We start from the raw sequence: 23,661 nt of genomic DNA on the forward strand, positions 1-23,661 counted from the left end.
ATTTCTACAATAGAATCATTTAGTTTATAGCTGCTCGCAACAAAGCATTTACCGAAGCTGCAGCCAATGCAGCCCCTCCACGATTACCTTCAAGCCGAATTTGGGGTACTAAGGTATTAGATAGCAACCTTTTACTTTCTAATACACTAATAAAACCGACAGGCATCCCAATAACCAAGCTAGGTACAAATTTACCTGCAGATATCAACTCTATAAGTGCAATCAAAGCCTTTGGAGCACTACCTATAACAACAATAGGCGATTGGTGCCCAACCCATTTTTTTGAAAGATCATTACAGGCGGCTAGCATCCCAGAAACAGTTCTAGGAATATCAGTCAATTCTTTTTCAGATGGAGCCCAATCAAGTGCACAATGAAGTGATGGTTGCAAAGTTTTCCTTGCCATGGTTCCTATTCCTACCTGAGCCATAGTTGTATCGGTAATAATCGGAGCACCATTCTTTAAAGCCAAGATTCCTTTCTGGCAAGCATCGGGAGAAAATTTCAACAAGTTTTGAATACTAAAATCACCACTAGTATGTATTAATCTTTCTAGAACTTCTTGCTCTAACGGTTCCAATCGTGTATTACCAAGCTGGGCTTGGATATAACGAATACTTTGTTGAAAAATTGGATGATCAATAGTTGTCAATTTTTCACTCAATAAAAGGATCATTTAGGCATCATCTATATAAAAAAACCTCTGATAGACAATGCCAATACATTTAATTTGGGGTGATGATTACGGATCTAGTGATCGCGCAATTGAAAAGCTTATTAAAAGCATCATTGATCCAACTTGGATAAGCATCAATCTTAGTAGGTTGGATGGTCAAGATCTTTCACAGGCAAGTAAAGCTCTTGAAGAAGTGCAAACTCCTCCTTTTGGGAATGGTGGCAGAGTGGTTGTGTTAAAACACAGTCCTTTCTGCAATGGATGCTCTTCTGAACTATCTTTTCAATTTGAAGCAACCTTACAGCATATACCCAATACAACACATCTGGTGCTAAACAATTCAAATAAACCAGATAAAAGATTAAAGACCACAAAGTTAATTCAAGGCCTTATTAAATCCAAACAAGCAACAGAAGAAAAATTTTTGTTACCTGCCTTTTGGGATGAAGCCGGAATGAAAGTTTTAGTAGAAAGAACTGCTCTAGCAATGAATATTGACCTTGAAGAAGAAGCAATTTATGCTCTAATTGAAGCCATTGGTGCTGATACAACAAGGTTAATCAGCGAACTAAATAAACTCTCTTTACTCGAAAAAGCAAAAACAAAGCAAATAAATAACACAGAAGAAAGAGTTCTAATTACTAAAAAATCTGTACATGGACTATTACAAGGTCTCTCCACAAACTCTTTAGAAATTGGGAATTACCTATTAGAAGGCAATTTTGGAGAAGCAGTTACTAGAGCAAATAGTTTAATAGATTCTGGAGAACCAGCTCTAAGAATTATTTCAACACTCACAGGACAAATACGCGGGTGGTTATGGGTCCATTTACTAGAAAAAGATAATCAACAAGATATTTCATTTATTGCAAAACAAGCAGGGCTTGCCAACCCCAAAAGAGTTTATGTAATCAGAAAACAAATCAAAAATAAATCCACTGACTTTTTGATTGACCTACTCAAAAAACTATTAAAAATAGAAATACTGGTAAAACAAGGGACTAATCCAAAACATGCATTTGCTGATGGACTTCTAATATCATGCTGAATTATTTGCCTAAACACTGAAATAATCAAAATGATTCCACATAAATAAATGAGTCTTCTTGTCCAAAAATTTGGAGGCACATCTGTTGGCAGCATCGAACGAATTCAGTCAGTAGCCAAAAGGATTGCATGCAGCCACGAAGCCGGTCATCAACTGGTCATAGTTGTTTCTGCAATGGGTAATACAACTAATGATCTAAATAATCTTGCTCAATCAATTAGCAATAACCCTCCTCCAAGAGAACTGGATATGCTTTTGTCAACTGGGGAACAGATTTCTATTGCCTTGTTATCGATTGCACTAAATGAGCTTGGAGTTCGAGCAAAATCGATGACAGGTTCTCAAATAGGCATAGTGACTGAATCGTCACATGGGAAAGCAAGAATTCTGGAAATTAAAACGGAGCGTATTGAAAGTCTGCTCGAAGAAGAGCAAGTCGTAATCATTGCTGGCTTCCAAGGTACCAGCTTAGGCAGCGGGGGGACGATGGAAATTACGACCCTTGGCAGAGGCGGATCTGACACCTCTGCAGTCGCATTAGCAGCAGCACTTAAAGCAGAGGCATGCGAAATTTATACAGATGTTCCTGGGGTACTAACAACTGACCCTCGCAAAGTTAGAGAAGCAAAACTAATTCAGGAAATAACCTGTGATGAAATGCTAGAACTTGCGAGCCTTGGAGCAGCAGTGCTGCATCCAAGAGCAGTTGAGATAGCAAGAAATTATGGCGTAAAGCTAATAGTTCGCTCTAGCTGGGACAATGACACTGGTACAACCCTCACTAGTCAGGCTAATCGTGAAATTGGGAAGGAAGGTTTAGAGCTAGGAAGACCAGTGAATGGTGCAGAATTATTAGAGAACCAAGCAGTTCTAGGACTCTCACATATTCCTGATCAACCTGGAATAGCAGCAGATTTATTCGAAACTCTTTCTAAAGGAGGTGTAAACGTAGATCTAATAATTCAATCGACTCATGAAGGAAAGAGTAATGATATTGCCTTCACAATTGCACAAAATGATCTGGGAAAAGCAAAATCACTATGTGAGAAATTAATCAAAACCTTAGGAGGTAAATTATCTACGCAAAGTGAAATGAGTAAACTTAGTATTAGAGGAGCTGGAATAATGGGACGCCCAGGTATTGCAGCAAAATTGTTTGAAACCATCTCAAAAGCTGGTATTAACTTAAGATTAATTGCAACTAGCGAAGTAAAAGTAAGTTGTGTAATTGATTCCAAAATGGGCAGTAAAGCTCTGCGTGCAGTTTGTGAAGCCTTTGAAATTAATCAACAACAAACTCAAATAAATCCCAAACCAATACCTACTTCAGAACCTGCTGTAAGAGGAGTTGCATTAGATAACAATCAAGTTCAAGTAAGTGTGGTAAATATACCTGACAAACCTGGAACTGCGGCAACTATTTGTAGAACACTGAGTGAGAATGGAATCACTCTAGATACAATAGTACAATCAGAAAGAACGCAGAAAAATGGTGGTAGGACTATCAGCTTTACAATGAATAAAGATGATAGGAAAAAAATAGACAATGCTATATATCCCCTACTTAAAAGTTGGCAAGGTTCTGCACTTGAGGATGGTATGGCGATTGCTCGCATTAGCAGTGTTGGTGCAGGAATGCCAGAAACAATTGGTACCGCTGCTAGAATGTTTAGAGCATTAGCAGCAAATCAAATAAATATTGAAATGATAGCAACAAGTGAAATTAGAACTACATGTATTGTTTCTGAAAAAGATGGAACAAAAGCCCTAGAAGCTGTACATCAGTTTTTTAATTTACACCAAGATAAATAATTATCCAGGTCAACTAGAGCGAACCAATTTATTTCTCAATTTTTTTATTCGATCTCTTAATTTTGCTGCTAGTTCAAAGTCCAGATCTTTAGCTGCTAAATTCATCTTAACCTCTAATTTATGTATTACTTCAGGCAATGTATCCATAGCTATGCCCATATCCTCTGAATCTTGTAAATCCTTAATTGCTGTATTTGTTATATCTACAAGATCATTACTATTACCATCATTTTGTAATTTTCTAGAAAGTTCTAAAAAAGATAATATTGAATTTGTTGCCTTCTTACCAGCTGGCATAGGGGTTATACCATGCTTTTTATTAAAAGCATCTTGTATGTTCCTCCTACGATCAGTCTCATGAATTGCTTTAGACATTGAATCAGTTAAATTATCTGCATAAAGCAATGCGCAGCCATCAACATGTCTTGCCGCTCTTCCTATTGTTTGTATTAAAGATCTTTCTGCTCTAAGAAAACCTTCTTTATCAGCATCAAGAATTACCACAAGGGAAACTTCAGGAAGGTCCAAACCTTCTCTAAGTAAATTCACACCAACTAAAACATCATATTCACCTATTCTAAGATCTTGAATAATCTCAATTCTTTCTATAGAGTGAATTTCTGAATGAAGATAGCGGACTTTAACTTTATTTTCTTCAAGATAATCACTCAAATCTTCTGCCATCCTTTTCGTTAAAGTCGTTATCAAAACTCTTTGGTTTCTTTTAACCCTTACTCTAATTTCATCTAATAAGTCATCTATCTGACCTTTTGTTGGTCGAACTTCTACTAGAGGGTCTAGAACGCCTGTTGGCCTTATGACCTGTTCAACAATTGAACTTTCACTAATATCTAATTCCCAATTACCTGGTGTCGCACTGATAAAGATAGTTTGTTTTGCTTTTTGCCAAAACTCATCTGACTTTAAAGGCCTATTATCTGCAGCACTTGGCAATCTAAAGCCATGTTCTATGAGAACCTTTTTCCTTGATTGATCTCCGTTATACATAGCTTGTAATTGAGAGCAAGTAACATGGCTTTCATCTACCACAAGTAGCCAATCCTCTGGAAAATAATCAATTAAACATTCGGGAGGAGTTCCTTCATTTCTACCTGATAAATGTCGAGCATAATTCTCAACCCCATTACAATATCCCACTTCTCGGAGCATTTCTAAGTCATATTTTGTTCGCTGCTCAAGTCTTTGAGCTTCTAATAATTTACCTTCATTATTAAACAAATTTAATTGATGATTTAACTCACTCTTGATAGCTTCAATTGCTATTTTTAATCTAGTTTTAGGAGTAACAAAATGTTTTGCAGGATAAATATTTATGGCATTAAGAGATTCAATTATTTCGCCAGTTAAAGGGTCAACATATTTAATAGTTTCGATTTCATCGCCAAACAATTCTATTCTTACAAGTCTGTCATCATATGCAGGTCCTATTTCTAAAACATCGCCCTTAAGACGAAAATTACCACGGCCAATGTTCGTATCATTACGAGTATATTGATTATTAACTAAATCTCTTAATGATTGGCGTAAATCAATAGTACTTCCTCGCTCGAATTTAACAGACGCTTTTAAATATTCGCTAGGTATACCTAAGCCATAAATACAACTAATAGATGCAACAACAATTACATCTCTACGTTCAAATAAAGAGCGCGTTGCTGAATGCCTTAGCATGTCAATCTCTTCATTGATTGATGATGTTTTAGCTATATAAGTATCACTAACAGGTACATAAGCTTCTGGTTGATAGTAATCATAATAAGAAATAAAGTATTCGACTGCATTTTCAGGAAAGAATTCTCTTAATTCATTACATAATTGAGCCGCAAGAGTTTTATTATGAGCCAGCACTAAGGTAGGCCGACCAGTCTTTGCAATCACATTCGCAATAGTAAAAGTTTTGCCTGTACCAGTTGCGCCTAGCAAAGTTTGAAATTGCTTTCCTAAGTCTACCCCTTTCACGAGTTGAGCAATTGCTTTTGGTTGATCACCTTTAGGTGAATATGGAGAAAAAAGCTTATATTTATTCATCATTGATAACGACTAAAGATAAACCATAAAAAGCAACTATAAATATTTCTAATTAACTTTTACTAGTCATAGGATTACTAAAGATTGTATATCAAGCTGTCTGTGGAACAAAAAGAGGAGAATAATCTATTGATTCTCTCAGAGTTTTAATCATTGCGATCATCTCTATCTCGCTTGATAAACGATTAACAGCAGAACCGATGCCCACACCTGATGCGCCAGCTGCTATTGCCAAGGGAGCAGTGACTGCGGAAAGACCAGAAGCACACATAATCGGTATTTGGCAATCAGCTCTTGAGAAGGCTTGCGAGATTGTATGAACTGCTGCCAATGTTGGAGCTGCCTTCTCAATTAAACCTCTCACTCCTGGATTGTGAGGTGTTGAACTTTTACCGCCTTCAGTTTGAATCAAATCAGCTCCAGCTTCTACTAAATCCAATCCAAGTTGAGCTTGTTGATCTAAAGGTAAAAAGTGCGGAACAGTAACTGATAGAAAAACATCAGGTATCAAGCGCCTTGTCTCAGTTGTTAATGCAAGAACTTCCGCGGATTCAAAAAAACGTCCTTTGGCATAAAAAGAATCAAAATTACCTATTTCAATCAAAGAAGCGCCTGCCTCAACAGCAGAAGGGAATAATTGTGGGTCTACAGCACTCACACATACAGGTAATGAGGAAACTTGAAGGGCTGCCTTTACTAAGCCAGCATCACAAGCAATATCTATCAAATCCCCTCCCCCTAAAGCAGATGCTTTTGCAATGTTGACTACAGAGTCTTCATCAAAATTATCTAATCCTCCAATAATTTTTAAAAGCGAGCCTTTCTTTAAACTCTTTTGAAGAGAAAATGGCAATTTTTGTAAACGCGACATCAAATCAAGAACAGATATTCTGATTGTGCCATTCTTCATGAGAAAGAACTATGAAAATTAATCAGTTGTCCTCGTAATTCATATGACACAGCCTTCCAAGAGTGAAATGCCTTGGGGTCCATGGCATACAAGACTTCACAAAACTCTTATCAAAAAAAAGAATTTATTACCTGCTGGTTCTGGTCTTATCCTTTCTGTTTCTGGCGGGCAAGATTCTATGGCCTTACTGAAATTAATAATCGATCTAAAAAGGCTTTATCACTGGGAAATACATGTTTGGCATGGAGATCATGGATGGCATAAAGACTCATCTAAAATCGCTAGCGAATTAGGAGAATGGTGTAGAAGCAAGAAAATAAATTTTTATTCTGAAAGACTTAGCAGTACAAAGTTGCAAACTGAAGAAGCTGCTAGAAATTGGCGCTATCAAAGAATTGTTGATTATTTACAATCCCTAAAGCAAAAATATCAATCAATCTCTTTTCAATGTGTACTCACAGGACATACAAGTACTGACCGTACAGAGACTCTTCTACTCAATCTTGCAAGAGGTGCGTATATAGGAGGCTTAGGAAGCCTTAGATACTCTCGAACCTTAAAAGGTTCAATAAAACTAATTAGACCTTTATTACCCTTTAGCCGAGATGACACAGCAGAAATCTGTAAAGAAATGAATTTACCAATTTGGATTGACCCTTCAAATTCAAATATGAATTTTAGTCGCAACAGAATTCGCAAAGAAGTCCTGCCTGTATTAGAAAAACTTCATCCTGGAAGTACCATACGCATTGCTTCGCTTGCCGAAAGACTTTCTAATTTACAAGATGATAGAGAAGCCCTTACAAGTCTTGCTATAGAAGCGATTTCGAAACTTAATGGGTTATCCAGAAAAAAATTAATCGAACTTCCAACACAGACAAGAGAAACAATTTTTGCAAAATGGCTTGATATAAATGGAGTACCTCATGTAAAAGCTTCTCAACTAGCTGAAATTAGTCAAAGTATTAATAAGGGCATGCCTCCTGGGTCTAGAGATCTTGCACAAGGTTGGAAAATTGTATGGGATCAAGAGTGTGTACAAGTCTTTTGTACACAATGAATACATCAACTAATTAACAGCTGATCTACGTCTTCTAGTACGACCAGGTGTCATTTCTACGTTTATTGACTCGTCTGGCATTTCACCCTTGGGACTTGACGAATTATTTATTGGCTGAGGAGATCTAGAAGATGCTAAGTTTTTAGTTTCTTTAGATTGATTATTAGAAGGTAAGTTTCTATTTCTTTCATTAACTTTAGGACTAAATTCTTCATCACTTCTACCTTTGTAGACAGGTGTTCCAGAAGGGGCAGGCTGAACTAAGCACAAAATTAATGGCTCAACTTGAAATTCTCTTCGCATCCTTCTGGCTAAGCCAGATTCAACTTCTCTTTGAAAACCAATCCAATCTACTTCGACTGAATTACTACTCACTTGTCTTGAAAGTTGCTTCCAACGGTTTTCTAAAACCCAATTAATTTCTTTTTCAGTCCAGAAAGACATTTTCTTAGGTTCAGCTGAAGTTATTACTCCGCGCAAATTAACTCTAGGTGGAGCAACCATGGCACCATCAGTGCTGACAGCAACTAAAAGCGTAATCACTCCATCCTCAGCCAATTGTTGGCGTTCTTTTAAAACACGCGCATCAACAATCCCATTTCTAGAAGCATCTAAAAGCTCTATACCAGCCTTTACAGGCTGTCCTTTTTTAAGTGAATCTGGTGTGAGCTCTACAACATCTCCATTCTCAAGAATCAGAATATTATTTTCCGGAACTCCCATTGTCTGAGCACTTTTACTATGACAAACAAGCATTCTGTGTTCACCATGAACGGGGACGAAATATTTTGGCTTGGTTAAAGCAAGCATTAACTTTTGATCTTCTTGAAAACCATGACCCGAAACATGAATACCTTCTCCTTTTCCATAAACAACTTTTGCACCTAGTTTCATAAGGCGGTCAATTGTATTTACAACGGAAATGGTGTTACCGGGGATAGGGCTGGCTGAAAAAATTATTGTGTCACTTGTTTTTACTTGAACATGTTGATGATCTCCTCGCGATATACGACTTAAAGCAGCCAATGGTTCTCCCTGACTACCAGTCATTAATAGAAGTGTTTCTCTGTCAGGCATGTCACGAATTTGCTTAATTGGAACAAATAATTCATCTGGAGCCTTCATATATCCAATTTCTCTTGCTTTCGCAATTACGTTCAACATGGATCTACCCAGTAAACCAACCTTGCGGCCATGCTTTAAGGCAAGCTCCAAAATCATTGCAACACGATGAATTGAACTGGCAAATGTAGTAATAATTACTCGTCCTTGAGCATCTTCCAGATGACGCTCTAAGGCTGGGAAAACTGTTCGTTCTGAGGGACACCAACCTGGCACCTCAGCATTAGTCGAATCACTAAAAAGACATAAAACACCTTCCTCTCCATGATGAGCTAAACGTGCTAGATCAAAGTGCTCTCCATCTACTGGTGTGTGGTCAAACTTAAAGTCACCTGTAAAAATTATTGTGCCAACAGGAGTTTTTATTGCCAATGAAAAGCTATCAGCCATGGAATGTGTATTCCTAATAAACTCGACTGAAAAAGATTGGCCTACTTTGACAACATCTCTTGGACCGACCGTTTGAATTGTTGTTCGATCTGACACGCCTGCTTCTTCCATTTTTCCTTGCAACATTGACATCGCCAAACGAGGTCCATAAATAACTGGAATATTAAAATGCTTCAAATGATGAGAAATTCCGCCTATATGATCCTCGTGTCCATGAGTGACAATCATTCCCCTCATACGATGCTGGTTTTCTTTTAAATAACTTGTATCTGGCATTACAACATTGACTCCATGCATTCCATCACTTGGAAAAGCAAGGCCTGCATCAACCAACATCAAGTCATCACCATATTCAAAAACACATGTGTTTTTTCCTATTTCATGTAGTCCGCCCAGGGGAATAACTCTAAGCATTGGTTGTTTGTTCATAGGAAGTCTGGAAGAATTATTAGTGGAAGTAGAAGAATGTGAAAAGCTAGTCGACATTTGGATAAGTATTCGAGAAACAAACTCGTTTTTGAGTGAGACAAATCACTGTGCAAAGCCAATTTAAATAGAAAGCTTTTTATTAAATTTGTCCTAAGGATTTAATTATATCCATTAGGTCTTCTTTCATTTGTTTTTTTAAAGGAACCAAGGGGCTTCTAGGTGGTCCTACAGGCCATCCAATTAACTCAAGGGCTGCCTTAACCGGTATTGGATTAGTAGTGGCAAAAAGCGCCTGAAAAATTGGCTGTAACTGCTCATGATAACCAAGAGCTATTTCAACATTTCCAAATAAATATGCATCAATCATTCCTTTGATTTGTCTGCCTACAATATGACTAGCAACACTTACGACTCCCACTGCACCAACTGACATCATTGGTAAAAGGAGTGCATCATCACCACTGTAAATAGATAAGCTTGCGCCACATTGCATTCTTAAATCAGTTACTTCGCCAACGTTCCCGCTAGCCGCCTTGAAACTAATAATATTAGAGCAACTCATCAAACTTTTAACAGTTCTTGGCAGCAAAGAGCATCCTGTTCTACTGGGTATGTTGTAAAGCATTAAAGGCATTTCAGGTGCTGCGTTAGCAACAGCTCGAAAATGTGCCTCCAATCCTTCCTGAGGAGGTTTGTTGTAATAAGGCACAACCACCAAAGCCCCATCCGCACCCATATTGGAGGCTTTGGCAGTCGCTTCTATAGCTTCACTTGTGCTGTTGCTTCCTGTCCCAGAAAGGACTTTGATATTTTCTCCAACGGAGTACTTAACAGTTTGAAGAAGTTGGTATTGCTCATCCCAGCTCAATGTTGGAGATTCTCCTGTAGTTCCACAAACAACAATTCCATCGGATCCTTGTTCAACAAGAAAAGAAGCTAACCGCCCAGCCAAATTAAAATCAACATGGCCTTCTTGATCAAATGGAGTGACCATTGCAGTTAATAGGCGGCCAAAAGGGGCTGGAGATAAATCAGATTTTAAAATCATTAACTTGGTAATAAAAGTTCAGCGATTTGAATTGCATTCAATGCAGCACCTTTACGAATTTGATCACCACAAAGCCATAACTCCAAGCAATTTTCATTGCTTATATCCTGACGAATTCTGCCTACAGCAATTGAATCCTTACCCGTCACATCTATAGGCATAGGGAATCTATTAGCTTGATAATCTTCTATTAATTCAATTCCTTTAGCTTCAGCAAGGGCTTTTTTAGCAATTGCTACATCCAAAGGTTTCTCAAATTCAATATTTACAGCCTCAGAATGTGCTCTTAAAACTGGGACTCGAACACATGTTGCTGTGAGTGGCAATTGAGGTACACCCATAATTTTGCGAGTTTCATTAACCATCTTCATTTCCTCTTCACAGTAAGAATTTGCTGCTAAAGGTGAATTATGAAGAAAAAGGTTAAACGCTAAAGAATATGGAAGTACCTCACTTTTAACTTCTTTGTCATTCAAAACCTTTTGAGTTAAGTTTTTAAGTTCTGACATTGCTTTAGCACCAGCACCACTAGCAGACTGATATGTAGAAAGAACAACTCTTTTAATAGGAATCAAATCTGATAATGGCTTCAAAACAACAGTGAGCAAAATAGTTGTGCAATTAGGATTTGCAATCAAGCCCTGATGATTAAATGCATCTTCTGGATTAACTTCTGGAACAATTAAAGGAACATCATTATCCATTCGAAACGCACTGGAATTATCAATAAGAATTGCTCCGGAATCTTTAATAGCTTCTCTCCATTGCCTTGATATTGATCCACCGGCAGAGGCAAAAACCAGATCCAAACCGTTAAAACTACTCACTGCAACCTCTTCAATACTGAGAACTTGCGCTTTCCAAAACCTTTTTTCACCAGCCGATCGAGAAGAAGCAAGCAATCGTAAATTATTAATCGGAAAAGATCGGGCCTCTAACAAATCCAATAATTCCTGCCCAACCGCACCAGTAGCCCCTAGTACAGCAACGTTCAAAGGTCGATCAGGTAAACAATTTTTCAAAGACAAATGTGGTAGAACGAAAATTTTTGATGAACTTAAAGATAAAAATCTTTGAAAAAACCACTCAAAGATCTTCAGAAAATCTATAAAGGAACGATAGCTTTTAATAGTTTGCCTAACTCTTTCTTAATGTAATGAGCTAATGGGCTTCGTTTCTTAGTTAACCAATGAGCAATTCAACAGTAAAAGTAACAACCAAACCCCTGCCAGAGAGTCGATTAGCTGTTGAGCTGGAAATTCCTGCAGAACAATGCCAAAACAGCTTTAAAGAAGCTTTGTCGAGATTAAGCAGATCAGCCAACCTTCCAGGGTTTAGAAAAGGCAAAGCACCACAAGCAGTTCTGCTTCAGCAAATTGGAACAAAAAGAATCCAAGCATCGGCTTTGGAAAAACTGCTAGAAAGTGTCTGGAGCAAGGCTTTGAAAGATAACGATATAGAGCCTTTATGTGAACCTGAATTAGTTGGAGGTTTTGAGGCTTTATTAAATGGTTTTAACCCCAACTCAAATCTTTTGGTCACCTTAGAAACTGATATATCTCCAATCCCAAAGCTAAAAAATACCAAAGGACTCTCAGCGGAAGCAGAAACAATTGTCTTTGACGAAAAAAAAATTGACGAGATTTTAAAGCAATCTCAAAAACAGCTTGCAACCCTAATTCCAATTGAAAGTAGAGCGGCAAAAGCAGGTGATATTGCTGTAGTTAGTTTTGAAGGGAGCTTCGTAGATAATGACAATCCAATTGAAGGGGGTAAAAGTGAGTCTATGGATATTGAGTTAGAAAAAGGAAAAATGATTCCAGGGTTTATAGAAGGAATTATAAATATGAAAATAGATGAAAAAAAAGAAGTGACATGTGAATTCCCTAAAGATTATCCCCAAGAAGATGCAAAGGGAAGGAAAGCGAGTTTTAAAATTCATCTTAAAGCTTTAAAAGAAAGGGAGTTGCCACCCTTAGATGATGCTTTTGCAAAACAAACTAGTGAAAAGTCCAATATGAAAGATCTAAGGATTGAGCTAGAAGAAAGGCTAAAAAAAGATGCTATTAAAAAAACTTCTCAAAACCGTCAAGAAGCGCTTTTAAATGAACTTATTAAAGAACTAGAAGTGGAGCTTCCGAAAACACTTATCAATCAAGAGATACGCAATCTCATTGAACAAACAGCCAGGAACTTTGCGGAACAAGGAATAGATGTGAAGTCAACTTTTACCAGTGAACTTGTAAATAAATTAATGGATTCTTCAAAACCTGAAGCTATCGATAACCTTCGTCGTCACTTTGCATTAAATGCACTGGCAAAACAAGAGAGAATTGAAATTTCTGATCAAGAAGTAGAAAAGAAGTTCAAAGAAGTTCAGCGTGACTTAGCTAAAGAGAAAAATATAGACTTAAAAAGATTAAAAGACGCAGTATCTGAAGATCTACTTCATGAAAAACTCTTACTTTGGCTTGAGGAAAACAACACAATCATTGAAAAGACCTCAGACAAACCATCAAAAGCTAAGAACTCTAGTTCCAAATCCAGTGAAGGAAAAAGCTCAAAATCAAAAATAAAGGCTGATAAATCTCCTAATTCATAATGTAGGTTTTAGATTATTTCCATTCAATCATCAAAACCATTCACCCGGCCCACTAAGAAAATGAAGCATCCTATAAATAATTTTTGGCAAGGAGTGTATCCATTATCAGGCCCTGGAGTACTGCCAACTGTAGTCGAGCAATCTGGCAAAGGTGATAGAGCCTTTGATATTTACTCTCGCCTTCTCAGAGAAAGGATCATTTTTCTTGGAACTAATGTAAATGATCAAATTGCTGATGCATTAGTTGCTCAAATGCTTTTTCTTGAAGCTGAAGATCCAGAGAAAGATATTCAACTCTACATAAATTCTCCGGGAGGTTCTGTAACAGCGGGGCTAGCTATCTACGACACAATGCAACATGTTAATCCTGACATAGTTACTATCTGCTATGGCTTAGCCGCAAGCATGGGTGCTTTCTTATTGTCTGGGGGAACTAAAGGTAAAAGGATTTCTCTACCAAACTCAAGAATAATGATTCATCAACCTTTAGGCGGTGCACAAGGACAAGCAGTAGAAATTGAGATTCAAGCCAAAGAAATTCTTTTTCTTAAAGAAACCTTAAATCAACTCCTTGCAGAGCACACAGGTCAACCAATCGATAAAATTTCTGAAGACACTGACAGAGACCACTTTCTTTCCCCGCAAGAAGCGGTTGAATATGGCCTGATAGACAAAGTAATTAACAGCAACTAACTAAATAGGAATCATTAAGGAAAGCTGACGAAGCAGCAATTACTAACGATCCTATAAATAGGAGCTAACTTACTAGTCAGATCCTTTAACACTTTCAAACTCTTCTATTCTCGATGGCAAAATTTGAAGCCCATCTAAAATGTTCTTTTTGCGGAAAATCCCAAGAACAAGTTAGAAAGTTAATTGCAGGTCCAGGGGTATACATCTGCGATGAATGCATAGACCTTTGCAATGAGATCTTGGATGAAGAGTTAATCGATAATCAAGGGAAAAATAGGGAAACAGTTAATGCATCTAATAAAAATCAACCCGCAGTATCAAATACCAGTAAGCCTGCACCTACATTGGCTTCTATTCCCAAACCAATAGAAATCAAGGATTTCTTAGATAAGCAAGTGGTTGGGCAAGAAGTCGCCAAGAAAATACTTTCGGTAGCTGTCTACAATCATTACAAGAGACTTGCTTGGCAAGGGGATAGTCCAGACGAAAAAGACCTCACTACAACAAGATTGCATAAATCCAATATTTTGCTAATTGGTCCTACTGGTAGTGGTAAAACCCTTCTTGCTCAAACACTTGCAGAACTATTAGATGTTCCATTTGCTGTTGCAGATGCCACTACATTGACGGAAGCAGGTTATGTCGGAGAGGACGTTGAAAATATTCTGCTGAGGCTATTACAAAAAGCGGACATGGATATTGAACTTGCTCAAAGAGGAATTATTTATATTGATGAAATAGATAAAATTGCCCGTAAAAGCGAGAATCCATCAATAACAAGAGATGTATCAGGCGAAGGAGTTCAACAAGCTTTACTAAAAATGCTAGAGGGAACAGTTGCCAATGTTCCTCCTCAAGGTGGCAGAAAGCATCCATACCATGACTGCATTCAAATTGATACAAGTCAAATACTATTTATCTGTGGAGGGGCATTTGTTGGCTTAGAAGATATCGTCCAAAAAAGATTAGGGCGCAATTCAATAGGTTTTATTTCAACTGATAATCGGGGTCAAACTAATTTAAATAGAGAAATGGAATTAAATCAGACTCTTAACAATCTAGAACCTGATGATTTGATTCGTTATGGACTTATTCCTGAGTTCATTGGAAGAATGCCTGTTACAGCAGTTTTAGAGCCATTAAATTCAAAAGCACTTGAGGCAATTTTAAAAGAACCAAGGGATGCAGTAATTAAACAATTTAGAACTCTAATGAGTATGGATAATGTGAAATTAGATTTTGATGAAAGTGCTGTATCTGCAATTGCCAGCGAAGCTTTTAGAAGGAAAACTGGTGCACGTGCATTAAGAGGAATTGTCGAGGAATTAATGGTTGATCTTATGTATAAACTCCCATCTGAAAAGAATGTCAGTGATTTTACAATTACAAAAAAAATGGTGGATGAAATGATTACAGGTGGGAAAGTATTAAAGCTGCCTTCAAAAGAAGGAATCAATCATAAAGAGTCTGCTTAATTAAAAATCCAACAATGCATGAGCAATCATTATTTACCTCTGCACCAAAAATATCGGCCTCAACGTTTTGATGATTTAGTTGGTCAGGAATTAATAGCGACTACGCTCAAGCAAGCACTTATTAGCAAAAAAATAGCTCCTGCATACCTTTTTTGTGGTCCAAGAGGTACTGGGAAAACCTCTAGCGCAAGAATTCTTGCCAAGTCACTTAATTGCCTTAATGGCGATCAACCAACTATTTCTCCTTGTGGAAGTTGCAACTTATGCAAAGCAATCTCTAATGGGAATGCTCTAGATGTCATTGAAATTGACGCTGCTTCTAATACGGGAGTAGATAATATTCGCGATCTAATTGAAAAATCTAAATTTGCTCCAGTTCAAGCGAGATGGAAAGTTTATGTTATTGACGAATGTCATATGCTTTCGACCGCAGCATTTAATGCTTTACTAAAAACACTAGAAGAACCACCCACAAGAGTTGTTTTCATATTAGCCACTACTGATCCGCAACGTTTGTTAGCAACAATAGTCAGTAGATGTCAAAGATTTGATTTTCGTCAAATCTCACTTGAAAACTTAATACAACATTTACAAGTAATAGCTGATAAAGAAGAAATCAGAATAGATGAAGAATCCATTTCATTAATAGCTAAACGTTCACAAGGAGGTTTACGAGACGCTCAAAGTCTTCTTGATCAATTAAGTCTCTTAACTCAACCTTTAACAATAGAATCTGTATGGGAGTTTCTTGGAGAAGTTCCAGAAGAAAAGTTATTAGATCTTACTTGTTCAATCACAAATAATGACCCAGTAAGATTATTAAAGACTTCTAAAGAAATGCTAGATAATGGCAATGAGCCTATGGCAATTCTCCAGGGCTTAACATCGATCTTAAGGGATTTAATAATACAAATTACTTCCTCTAAACATCAATATTTATGCACGATATCTAAAGAATCTATTCCAAGACTTGAAGAAGTTGCCAGTCAAACTAATTTAGAAAAAGCATTACAATGGCAATTACATTTAAAAGGAGCTGAGACTCAACTTCGTCACAGTGCTCAACCACGACTTTGGCTAGAAGTAATTCTCTTAGGGATGCTTGCTAAGCAAGTTGAAAAAACTGGAGAAGTCAAAAAAGATTTGTTACCCAGGAAATTTAAGCAGCAAGAAAAATCATTATCAATAGACACACACGAAAAAAAGAATCCGATTGATAAAGACATGAATGATACATATGAATCTCCTATAGAGAAAACAGATGAAGCAATTAATCCATCAGTTCCCAGTCAAAATATAAAAGAGATTTGGGAAGAAATTCTTGCACAAATTGAATTGCCATCAACAAGAATGCTTTTATCACAACAAGCAGAATTAATTCACTTATCAGAAAATCAAGTAGAAATTAGGGTATCAAATAATTGGCTGGGGATGATACAGAGTCGCAAGAAGGTTTTAGAAAAATCAATCCTGAAAGTTTTAGGTGACTCAAGACAAATCATATTAAGTTCACAACAAGTGACAGCAAAGCCTATCGAATCAAGAGTTGAAAAGGATAAAAATGTAAATGTTAATAATCAGCAATTAATAGTTAAAAAAGAAATTAAAAATACTGATTCCAAAATTAATTCAAATTATTCTAAAAATGACCTTACAAAGAATTACAAAAAAAATCCTGATTATGATAATAATATTGATAGCAGCACAGAGCAATTTGCAAATTTCTTTAATGGCGAAATTATAACTGTAGAAGAAGACTAGTTTTAATTAAGCCCCACTATGGTTTGTTTTACTCCAAACCAATACCTTTGGCATTAAAGCCATCTTAATGGAAACCCAGGGTATCACTATAAACCAATGAACCAAATATATAACAGCAGCAACTAGACGAAAAAATCTCGGTGATGGTAACTCTGGTCCCTCAACTTTTCGTCTACAGCCACGAAAATAAGCAACACCTGAAACTGTAAATGCAATTAAAGAAAAAGGCCAGTACAAAGGCATTGAGCTTTTTAAAAAAGCAATAATTAAGTCAAAGAAAGAGACTATAGGTAAAACATATTGCAAGGAAAAAAAGCAAAATAAATCAAGCTTTTTAATAAAGTTTATTTTAGTTGAAATAAGGAATGGAAAATAATCAAAAAATCTTTGCAAACCTCCCTCTGCCCATCTATTTCTTTGTAACCAAAGAGAGGAAATAGTTTCCACTGCCTCTTCTTGAATAGGTGGGTTCCAAAGCAAACCCACATTAGCTCCAGCAATCAATAATCGGAAACTTAAGTCAAGGTCATCAGTAACAGTATCTTCATTAAAGCCACCACAATTATTCAACATATTTCTATTTAAAAGTTGACCATTTCCTCTTAATTCAACAACTCCTCCAGAGAATAAACGTCCTTGCTGGATAACAGCATCCATTGCCATCTCCATAGATTGGCAAAGAGTAAGTAGATTATTTTTGGCATTAGTGACTGACTTTCTCAATTGAACTGCTGACCATCCATGTTGTCTTGCAAAAGGAACAAGCCTTAATAAAATATCGACGTCAAATTGAGCATCTGCATCTAGGATAAAAACCCAATCCCCTCTTAATTGCGATAATGCTTCATTGAGAGCACCTGACTTGCCACCACCAGAAGATCGCGAACGATTTAAAACCTTTAAATCTGGGAAAGATTTCTTCAGTTGAATCAATAAAACAGCAGTCTTATCTTTACTACCATCATCAACAATCATGATTGTTAGCTTATCTTTTGGATACCTAATATTCATCAACCTCTTAACTAATCTATCAACAACATTTTCTTCATCTCTTGCAGATATTAATACATCAACAGAAGGAAGCGATGCATAATCATCTTCATCAAAAGGCATTAACTGCGACTCATAAAACCGTTGATCTTTTTGTTTTAAAACAATTCCTATAGCATATATCCCTAAAAAAAGAGCAATCAAAATTGCAGGCAATAATCTTATTGATGAAGGAATCAAATAAGGGATTAAACCCACAACAAAACAACAAGACAAGAACAAGACAGTCTTGTACCGGCGGTTTCCTTCATTAACAGCAGCAAAGGCCATGGAAATACCGCATCTACATGGTGACTTTAAGTGCTCTTTTCATAACTACCTGAAAGATTCATAAGTTGTTCCTGGGTAATAATGCTGAAGGATTTTCTGTGTAGACCAACCTCTAAGAGCCAAATCAATTGCCCCAGCTTGAGATAAACCTGAGCCATGACCAAATCCTCCACCGAGGAATTGCCAACCACCTTCTCGTTGGTTGTCAACAATAAACAGTGTACTTGGCAAACTTTTCAAAGTTCTCCTAATAGCATCGAGTTTTAAAACTATCGAACTATTCCTTTTCATTCCTATAATTTCCATCTCAAGAACTCTCCCGCTAGGACCTCTTTTGAGAACATTAATTTTTTGAGGTAACCCAAAATTAGGTTTGATAAGAGTCAAAGCTTTTTTTAAATCATTAGGAGACAAATTTCTTCTCCATCTAAATAAATAATGATTATTTCCATAAGCGCCATCTCTTTTAGCCAAAAAGCTTTTCACAAGTGATCTCTGATTAAGTGGCATAGAAAATTGTTTCTTCCACCTTTGAGAACCATCTAAATTCGATTTTAAATATGGGACAGACCCAACTGCCCAAGCTTCATTGGCTGACGCCATCACTCCACCATTAGTTGCATGATAAACAGCACTAATAGGCCTACCTTCCCAAGTCAATACCTTTCCAGAGGTCTTAGAAATAGCTTGAGCGAGCTCAATATCAGCGTGATTAGGATCCTTATAAACCTGACACTGAGTGTCACTACACAAATGATATCCATCAATTGCGAATCGGTTGGCGTTAGCCAATGCCCATGTTCTGGCTAAGACTGCTTGAGAAGCTAAAGCAGCAAAAGGGGCACTTGGTCCAATCTCATGCGGTACAACCCCAAGTAAATATTGCTCAAGAGGAACTTCTTCAACTAATGTCCATGTTCTATATGCATCTGGTTTCACAAAAAATGGACCTTGATATAAACCGCCTTTCCATCGCAAACCATCTGGCGCATCAATCTTCAATAAACCAGACAAAACAATATCGCTAGCATCTAATCTCAAAACAGGTCTGATCTCATAATCTATCTTTTCAGTAAAATTTTTTGACTTTATCTTCTCTGGAAGTTTGATTCCATCTGGTACCCAAACCTCCCAATCCAAAGGGTGTGCAACCTTACTTTTAACTCCTTGTTTATCCAAAAAATGCAAAACTGTTTGCGCTGACTCAAAACTGGCAAAAGGCCCAATAACTTGTCTTGAAAATTGTTTCGAAGAGCTTAAAAAAACTTTCTTCCAACCAATGGTTATGTTCGCCGACTTATGAACTAAACCTGATTGATCTGTCAATATCAATTTACGTCCGCCACTAACCAACTCTAAATCTATAGATCGGTCATCTTCCAACAGAGTTCTGCCCAAATAAGGCTTTAATGCAACCAAAATGCGGTCATTACTAGAAGATAAAGGATGAGGGGGTTTTACTAGTGAATGAGTCGGAATCTCAAGAGCATTGACCAAAAAGTCATTGGCTCTATAGGTATCAAATAATTGAGATGCTAATAGAGGCATCCCCAGTACAAAAAATCTAAGTGGGAATAAATTCCTAATCAAAATGTTAAAAATTAATTTGGCTTAAAGCGCTATGAGGAAGTAGTGTAATGGATTGTATTTGTGTGTTTGCCAAGAGATGCCTAAACTAAAAACCCGCAAAGCTGCCGCTAAGCGGTTTAAAGCTACTGGCACTGGCAAGTTTATGCGACGTAGAGCTTTCAGAAATCATTTGCTTGATCACAAGAGCACAAAGCTAAAGCGTCATCTAGCTACTAAAGCAGTTGTTGATGATCGCGATGCGGATAACGTCAGCCTAATGCTTCCATACAGCTAATTAAATAGACCAATTCTCAGAAATTCCTTCATCTCAAATTTCTCATGTCACGTGTAAAAAGAGGCAATGTTGCTAGAAAAAGGAGAAACAAGATTCTTCGCATAGCCCGGGGTTATCAGGGTGGAAGTGGAAGTTTATTTCGCACAGCAAATCAAAGAGTCATGAAAGCTCTTTGCAATGCTTATAGAGATAGGAAAAGACGCAAACGTGACTTCCGAAGATTATGGATAGCACGTATTAATGCTGCAGCAAGACTTAATGGGGTTAGCTATAGCAAATTAATGGGTAACTTTAAAAAAGCAGATATAAAGATAAATCGGAAAATGTTAGCGCAACTTGCATTAATAGATCCAAAGAGTTTTGAAAATATTTTAACAACGGTGAAAAAATAAATACTTATCATTGTTAAAATCCAATATTTTCCCAAAAAATAATAATTTTTTTAAGCTAGCAACTCTAAATAATATAATATTAGATTCTAATATTGACACAGTGAAAGGATTTATCCTGTAATGAACCTATCCCTTCCTCAAACATATCTCATAGGCCTTAGTGGCTTATTACTAATAATTGCAATTTTAGTTGGGAGACAAGTGCTAAGAGTTAGAAAAGATGAGGCAGAGCTAATGAAATTGGAAAAGAGTGGAAATAGTGATTCTACTGATGCGGCAAAATTATACGAGCTTGGATCTGTTCAGTTAAGGAAAAGGTTATATCCCCAAGCAACTGGGACATTAAAAAAATCTCTTAAGATGCTAAAAGACGAACCAAGTGATGCAAAGGCAATCATAGAAAATGCCCTTGGTTTTGCACTTGCAGCTCAAGATAATTTTAAAGAGGCTATAAATCATTACCAAAAAGCAATTCAATCTAAGCCAAATTACCCAGTAGCATTAAATAATCTTGCTTTTGCAAAGCAGAAATTAATGGAAGAGAATGAAGCTTTAGAATTATATCAATCAGTTTTAAAAATAGATTCTAAGAATAAAACAGCTCTAAAACAAAGTCAAAAAATTATAAGGAGAAAAGAAGGAACTTCATCTAACATAGTTTATAAGAAAGGTTTCTAAATCTATTTTCTACTAATTAGTAATGACAAGTAATCTAAAAATAGGTCATAAAAGTTTTTCAAGTAGGCTCTTCACTGGAACTGGTAAGTATAAAAGTACTGCCGTAATGAAAGAAAGTCTAGAAAAATCAAAATGCGAGGTTGTGACAGTAGCTATAAGAAGAGTTCAATCATCAGAAAGTGGCCATGAAGGCCTCATGGAAGCTATAGATTGGCAAAGGTTTTGGATGCTACCTAATACTGCTGGTTGTACAAATGCCGAAGATGCAATAAGAGTTGCAAGATTAGGCAGAGAACTAGCGAAACTATCTGGTCAAGAAGATAATAATTTCATTAAGCTAGAAGTCATTCCTGATAAAAAATATCTATTGCCTGATCCATTTGGAACTCTTGAAGCCGCAGAACAACTTATTAAAGAAGGCTTTGAAGTTCTTCCTTATATAAATTCTGACCCTTTATTAGCAAAAAGGCTCGAAGAAATTGGTTGTGCGACAGTAATGCCTCTAGGCTCAGCAATTGGTTCTGCTCAAGGAATTCGCAATACAAGCAATATTCAGATAATTATTGAAAACGCAAAAATTCCCGTCATCGTCGATGCAGGAATTGGGGTGCCAAGTCATGCGGCCGAAGCCATGGAGATGGGCGCTGATGCTGTTCTGATAAACAGTGCAATTGCTTTGGCTCAAAATGCACCTTTAATGGCAGAAGCTATGTATAAAGGCGTAGAAGCAGGCAGACAAGCGTTTCTTGCCGGTCGACTAGAAGAGAAAGAAATCGCCTCAGCAAGCTCACCAAAAATTGGAATTATTTCAAATCAAGATTCTTAAATTGCGTAAAGCTACGTAACAGAATCCCTAAGAACCCTGATTAAGTCCATAAGGTCCGCCGAGAGGTTTTTAGAAAATGACAGTTACTGAAGAAAGTGGTGGTCGCCTGAATGCATTTGCAAAAGAACCACAAATTGAAGTAATTAACCCAAAAACTAGTTACAACAATCGCTTTCAACCATTGATACTTGTTGGAAGCATACTTTTGATTGGTATTATTGGATTTTATTTGATCATTAAGTGAAACCCTTGTAGTAGCTTTCTATTATCGGTTTTATTTTGATCTTTCCTTCGGGAGTTTTGGGTGAAAGTATTTGTTCTTGGTGGTGACGGCTTCTGTGGTTGGCCTTGTTCTGTGAACTTGGCTGATCATGGTCATGATGTTCTAATCATTGACAATCTCAGCCGACGCAAAATAGATGTTGATCTAGAAGTGGAGTCTTTAACTCCAATTGCATCTATAGGAGAACGTTTAAAAGCGTGGGAAGAAGTCGGGGGTAAACCTATGCGGTTTATCAACCTTGATGTTTCTCGCGAATATCAACGTTTACTTGATTTATTAATCGAGGAAAAACCAGATGCAATAGTTCATTTTGCCGAACAACGAGCTGCACCATATTCAATGAAAAGTAGCTCCACAAAGAGATATACCGTAGATAACAATGTAAACGGGACTCATAACCTCTTAGCAGCGATCGTGGAATCAAAGATGGATCCCCATGTGGTTCATTTAGGAACCATGGGTGTATATGGCTATGGATCTCATAGAGGTGCAACTATTCCGGAAGGTTATTTAAAAGTTGAAGTGCCCCAACCTGATGGAACAAGATTTGAAGAAGAAATACTCCACCCCGCTAGTCCTGGAAGCGTTTATCACATGACCAAAACGCTTGATCAATTGTTATTTCTTTACTACAACAAAAATGACTTAATTAAAATTACTGACTTACATCAAGGCATTGTTTGGGGTACCAATACAGAAGCAACTCTCAAAGATCCTCGTCTAACTAATAGATTCGATTATGACGGAGATTATGGAACAGTATTAAATAGATTTTTAATGCAAGCAGCGATCAATTACCCACTCACTGTGCACGGAACTGGAGGACAAACAAGAGCGTTTATTCATATAAGAGACTCTGTAAAATGCGTACAACTTGCTTTGGAAAATCCTCCTGATAAAGGGGAGAGGGTCAAGATATTTAATCAAATGACTGAAAGTCATCAAATAGGAGATCTTGCTAAAAAAGTTGCATCTTTAACTGGTGCAGAAATTAATTACCTTCCAAACCCCCGTAATGAAGCAGTCGAAAATGATCTGATTGTTGATAATCGTTGTTTTATAGAGCTAGGATTAAAACCTACAACTCTTGATGACGGTTTATTAACTGAAGTAGTTGATGTTGCACGAAAATGGGCCAACCGATGTGATCAAAAACGTATACCATGCATATCTGCTTGGACACCAACCCAAGCAAAAGCTATTAAATAGTCCAAATTAAAGTT

21 protein-coding genes are annotated in these 23,661 nt (G+C 37.0%); 13 read left to right on the forward strand and 8 right to left on the reverse strand.

Going from position 1 to position 23,661, the window contains the following annotated elements:
* Positions 1–19 precede the first annotated feature (19 nt).
* The gene (locus O5635_RS06125; RefSeq protein WP_036900859.1) at positions 20–676 is read right to left on the reverse strand and encodes a precorrin-8X methylmutase; all 657 of its coding nucleotides are present in this window, start codon (positions 674–676) and stop codon (positions 20–22) included.
* Between the two features lie 37 nt (positions 677–713).
* Here O5635_RS06125 and holA point away from each other — a divergent pair, with 37 nt between their 5' ends.
* Complete coding sequence (gene holA, locus O5635_RS06130; RefSeq protein WP_036900862.1) at positions 714–1,724, forward strand: DNA polymerase III subunit delta; 1,011 nt, start codon at positions 714–716, stop codon at positions 1,722–1,724.
* 48 nt (positions 1,725–1,772) lie between these two features.
* On the forward strand, positions 1,773–3,536 hold the full coding sequence (locus O5635_RS06135) for an aspartate kinase (RefSeq protein WP_036900864.1): 1,764 nt from the start codon (positions 1,773–1,775) through the stop codon (positions 3,534–3,536).
* A gap of 9 nt (positions 3,537–3,545) precedes the next feature.
* Here the strand turns inward: O5635_RS06135 and uvrB are convergent, their stop codons facing one another.
* Together uvrB and O5635_RS06145 are read right to left on the reverse strand one after the other, a co-directional pair.
* A complete protein-coding gene (gene uvrB / locus O5635_RS06140; RefSeq protein WP_036900867.1) occupies positions 3,546–5,585 on the reverse strand; it encodes an excinuclease ABC subunit UvrB in 2,040 nt (679 codons plus the stop codon).
* Between the two features lie 91 nt (positions 5,586–5,676).
* A complete protein-coding gene (locus O5635_RS06145) occupies positions 5,677–6,456 on the reverse strand; it encodes a DUF561 domain-containing protein (RefSeq protein WP_036901095.1) in 780 nt (259 codons plus the stop codon).
* 82 nt (positions 6,457–6,538) lie between these two features.
* On the opposite strand from O5635_RS06145, the gene tilS reads away from it, so the two are divergent.
* Positions 6,539–7,555, forward strand: a complete 1,017-nt coding sequence (gene tilS, locus O5635_RS06150; protein WP_036900870.1) for a tRNA lysidine(34) synthetase TilS — start codon at positions 6,539–6,541, stop codon at positions 7,553–7,555.
* Between the two features lie 9 nt (positions 7,556–7,564).
* Here tilS and O5635_RS06155 read toward each other — a convergent pair whose 3' ends face one another.
* The 3 genes from O5635_RS06155 to O5635_RS06165 form a co-directional block, all read right to left on the reverse strand.
* Positions 7,565–9,553, reverse strand: a complete 1,989-nt coding sequence (locus O5635_RS06155) for a ribonuclease J (protein ID WP_036900873.1) — start codon at positions 9,551–9,553, stop codon at positions 7,565–7,567.
* 82 nt (positions 9,554–9,635) lie between these two features.
* A complete protein-coding gene (gene dapA / locus O5635_RS06160; protein WP_036900876.1) occupies positions 9,636–10,544 on the reverse strand; it encodes a 4-hydroxy-tetrahydrodipicolinate synthase in 909 nt (302 codons plus the stop codon).
* Positions 10,544–11,572, reverse strand: a complete 1,029-nt coding sequence (locus O5635_RS06165) for an aspartate-semialdehyde dehydrogenase (RefSeq protein ID WP_036900879.1) — start codon at positions 11,570–11,572, stop codon at positions 10,544–10,546. Before O5635_RS06165 ends, dapA begins: the two co-directional genes overlap by 1 nt.
* 161 nt (positions 11,573–11,733) lie before the next feature.
* Here O5635_RS06165 and tig point away from each other — a divergent pair, with 161 nt between their 5' ends.
* The 4 genes from tig (at position 11,734) to O5635_RS06185 (ending at position 17,075) form a co-directional block, all read left to right on the forward strand.
* Positions 11,734–13,146 (forward strand): trigger factor, encoded by a 1,413-nt coding sequence (gene tig, locus O5635_RS06170; RefSeq protein ID WP_036900881.1) that lies wholly within the window; start codon positions 11,734–11,736, stop codon positions 13,144–13,146.
* 60 nt (positions 13,147–13,206) lie between these two features.
* Positions 13,207–13,839, forward strand: coding sequence for an ATP-dependent Clp endopeptidase proteolytic subunit ClpP (clpP, locus tag O5635_RS06175; protein ID WP_036900883.1), 633 nt, complete (start codon positions 13,207–13,209; stop codon positions 13,837–13,839).
* A 113-nt stretch (positions 13,840–13,952) separates the two neighbouring features.
* Positions 13,953–15,314 carry an ATP-dependent protease ATP-binding subunit ClpX gene (clpX, locus tag O5635_RS06180; protein ID WP_036900886.1) on the forward strand — a complete coding sequence of 454 codons (1,362 nt, stop codon included), beginning with the start codon at positions 13,953–13,955 and terminating at the stop codon, positions 15,312–15,314.
* 18 nt (positions 15,315–15,332) lie between these two features.
* The gene (locus O5635_RS06185; RefSeq protein ID WP_036900887.1) at positions 15,333–17,075 is read left to right on the forward strand and encodes a DNA polymerase III subunit gamma/tau; all 1,743 of its coding nucleotides are present in this window, start codon (positions 15,333–15,335) and stop codon (positions 17,073–17,075) included.
* Positions 17,076–17,081: 6 nt separating this feature from the next.
* Here O5635_RS06185 and O5635_RS06190 read toward each other — a convergent pair whose 3' ends face one another.
* Both O5635_RS06190 and O5635_RS06195 read right to left on the reverse strand, forming a co-directional pair.
* Positions 17,082–18,395, reverse strand: a complete 1,314-nt coding sequence (locus O5635_RS06190; RefSeq protein WP_036900888.1) for a glycosyltransferase — start codon at positions 18,393–18,395, stop codon at positions 17,082–17,084.
* Between the two features lie 45 nt (positions 18,396–18,440).
* Positions 18,441–19,943, reverse strand: a complete 1,503-nt coding sequence (locus O5635_RS06195) for a SpoIID/LytB domain-containing protein (protein ID WP_072013246.1) — start codon at positions 19,941–19,943, stop codon at positions 18,441–18,443.
* Between the two features lie 118 nt (positions 19,944–20,061).
* Here O5635_RS06195 and rpmI point away from each other — a divergent pair, with 118 nt between their 5' ends.
* The 6 genes from rpmI (at position 20,062) to O5635_RS06225 (ending at position 23,647) form a co-directional block, all read left to right on the forward strand.
* Positions 20,062–20,259 (forward strand): 50S ribosomal protein L35, encoded by a 198-nt coding sequence (gene rpmI, locus O5635_RS06200; protein WP_036901097.1) that lies wholly within the window; start codon positions 20,062–20,064, stop codon positions 20,257–20,259.
* 44 nt (positions 20,260–20,303) lie between these two features.
* Positions 20,304–20,651: a 50S ribosomal protein L20 gene (gene rplT, locus O5635_RS06205; protein ID WP_036900890.1), complete on the forward strand. Its 348-nt coding sequence runs from the start codon at positions 20,304–20,306 to the stop codon at positions 20,649–20,651.
* Positions 20,652–20,771: 120 nt separating this feature from the next.
* Positions 20,772–21,329, forward strand: coding sequence for a tetratricopeptide repeat protein (locus O5635_RS06210; RefSeq protein ID WP_036900892.1), 558 nt, complete (start codon positions 20,772–20,774; stop codon positions 21,327–21,329).
* Positions 21,330–21,351: 22 nt separating this feature from the next.
* The gene (locus tag O5635_RS06215; protein WP_036900894.1) at positions 21,352–22,155 is read left to right on the forward strand and encodes a thiazole synthase; all 804 of its coding nucleotides are present in this window, start codon (positions 21,352–21,354) and stop codon (positions 22,153–22,155) included.
* 76 nt (positions 22,156–22,231) lie between these two features.
* Positions 22,232–22,399, forward strand: a complete 168-nt coding sequence (locus O5635_RS06220; protein ID WP_036900896.1) for a hypothetical protein — start codon at positions 22,232–22,234, stop codon at positions 22,397–22,399.
* Between the two features lie 60 nt (positions 22,400–22,459).
* Positions 22,460–23,647 (forward strand): NAD-dependent epimerase/dehydratase family protein, encoded by a 1,188-nt coding sequence (locus O5635_RS06225; protein ID WP_036900897.1) that lies wholly within the window; start codon positions 22,460–22,462, stop codon positions 23,645–23,647.
* Positions 23,648–23,661 lie beyond the last annotated feature (14 nt).

Source organism: Prochlorococcus marinus str. MIT 0919 (genome assembly GCF_027359375.1).
Lineage (GTDB): Bacteria > Cyanobacteriota > Cyanobacteriia > PCC-6307 > Cyanobiaceae > Prochlorococcus_D.

Bases quoted from the DNA above. Each gene is read 5' to 3' on its own strand.
- holA (WP_036900862.1), top strand. From the start codon at position 714: ATGCCAATACATTTAATTTGGGGTGATGATTACGGATCTAGTGATCGC.
- clpX (WP_036900886.1), top strand. From the start codon at position 13,953: ATGGCAAAATTTGAAGCCCATCTAAAATGTTCTTTTTGCGGAAAATCC.
- clpP (WP_036900883.1), top strand. From the start codon at position 13,207: ATGAAGCATCCTATAAATAATTTTTGGCAAGGAGTGTATCCATTATCA.
- O5635_RS06190 (WP_036900888.1), bottom strand. From the start codon at position 18,395: ATGGCCTTTGCTGCTGTTAATGAAGGAAACCGCCGGTACAAGACTGTC.
- tilS (WP_036900870.1), top strand. From the start codon at position 6,539: ATGACACAGCCTTCCAAGAGTGAAATGCCTTGGGGTCCATGGCATACA.
- rplT (WP_036900890.1), top strand. From the start codon at position 20,304: ATGTCACGTGTAAAAAGAGGCAATGTTGCTAGAAAAAGGAGAAACAAG.
- O5635_RS06195 (WP_072013246.1), bottom strand. From the start codon at position 19,943: ATGCCTCTATTAGCATCTCAATTATTTGATACCTATAGAGCCAATGAC.
- O5635_RS06155 (WP_036900873.1), bottom strand. From the start codon at position 9,553: ATGTCGACTAGCTTTTCACATTCTTCTACTTCCACTAATAATTCTTCC.
- tig (WP_036900881.1), top strand. From the start codon at position 11,734: ATGAGCAATTCAACAGTAAAAGTAACAACCAAACCCCTGCCAGAGAGT.
- uvrB (WP_036900867.1), bottom strand. From the start codon at position 5,585: ATGAATAAATATAAGCTTTTTTCTCCATATTCACCTAAAGGTGATCAA.
- O5635_RS06125 (WP_036900859.1), bottom strand. From the start codon at position 676: ATGATCCTTTTATTGAGTGAAAAATTGACAACTATTGATCATCCAATT.
- O5635_RS06220 (WP_036900896.1), top strand. From the start codon at position 22,232: ATGACAGTTACTGAAGAAAGTGGTGGTCGCCTGAATGCATTTGCAAAA.
- O5635_RS06135 (WP_036900864.1), top strand. From the start codon at position 1,773: ATGAGTCTTCTTGTCCAAAAATTTGGAGGCACATCTGTTGGCAGCATC.
- O5635_RS06210 (WP_036900892.1), top strand. From the start codon at position 20,772: ATGAACCTATCCCTTCCTCAAACATATCTCATAGGCCTTAGTGGCTTA.
- O5635_RS06215 (WP_036900894.1), top strand. From the start codon at position 21,352: ATGACAAGTAATCTAAAAATAGGTCATAAAAGTTTTTCAAGTAGGCTC.
- O5635_RS06185 (WP_036900887.1), top strand. From the start codon at position 15,333: ATGAGCAATCATTATTTACCTCTGCACCAAAAATATCGGCCTCAACGT.
- dapA (WP_036900876.1), bottom strand. From the start codon at position 10,544: ATGATTTTAAAATCTGATTTATCTCCAGCCCCTTTTGGCCGCCTATTA.
- rpmI (WP_036901097.1), top strand. From the start codon at position 20,062: ATGCCTAAACTAAAAACCCGCAAAGCTGCCGCTAAGCGGTTTAAAGCT.
- O5635_RS06145 (WP_036901095.1), bottom strand. From the start codon at position 6,456: ATGTCGCGTTTACAAAAATTGCCATTTTCTCTTCAAAAGAGTTTAAAG.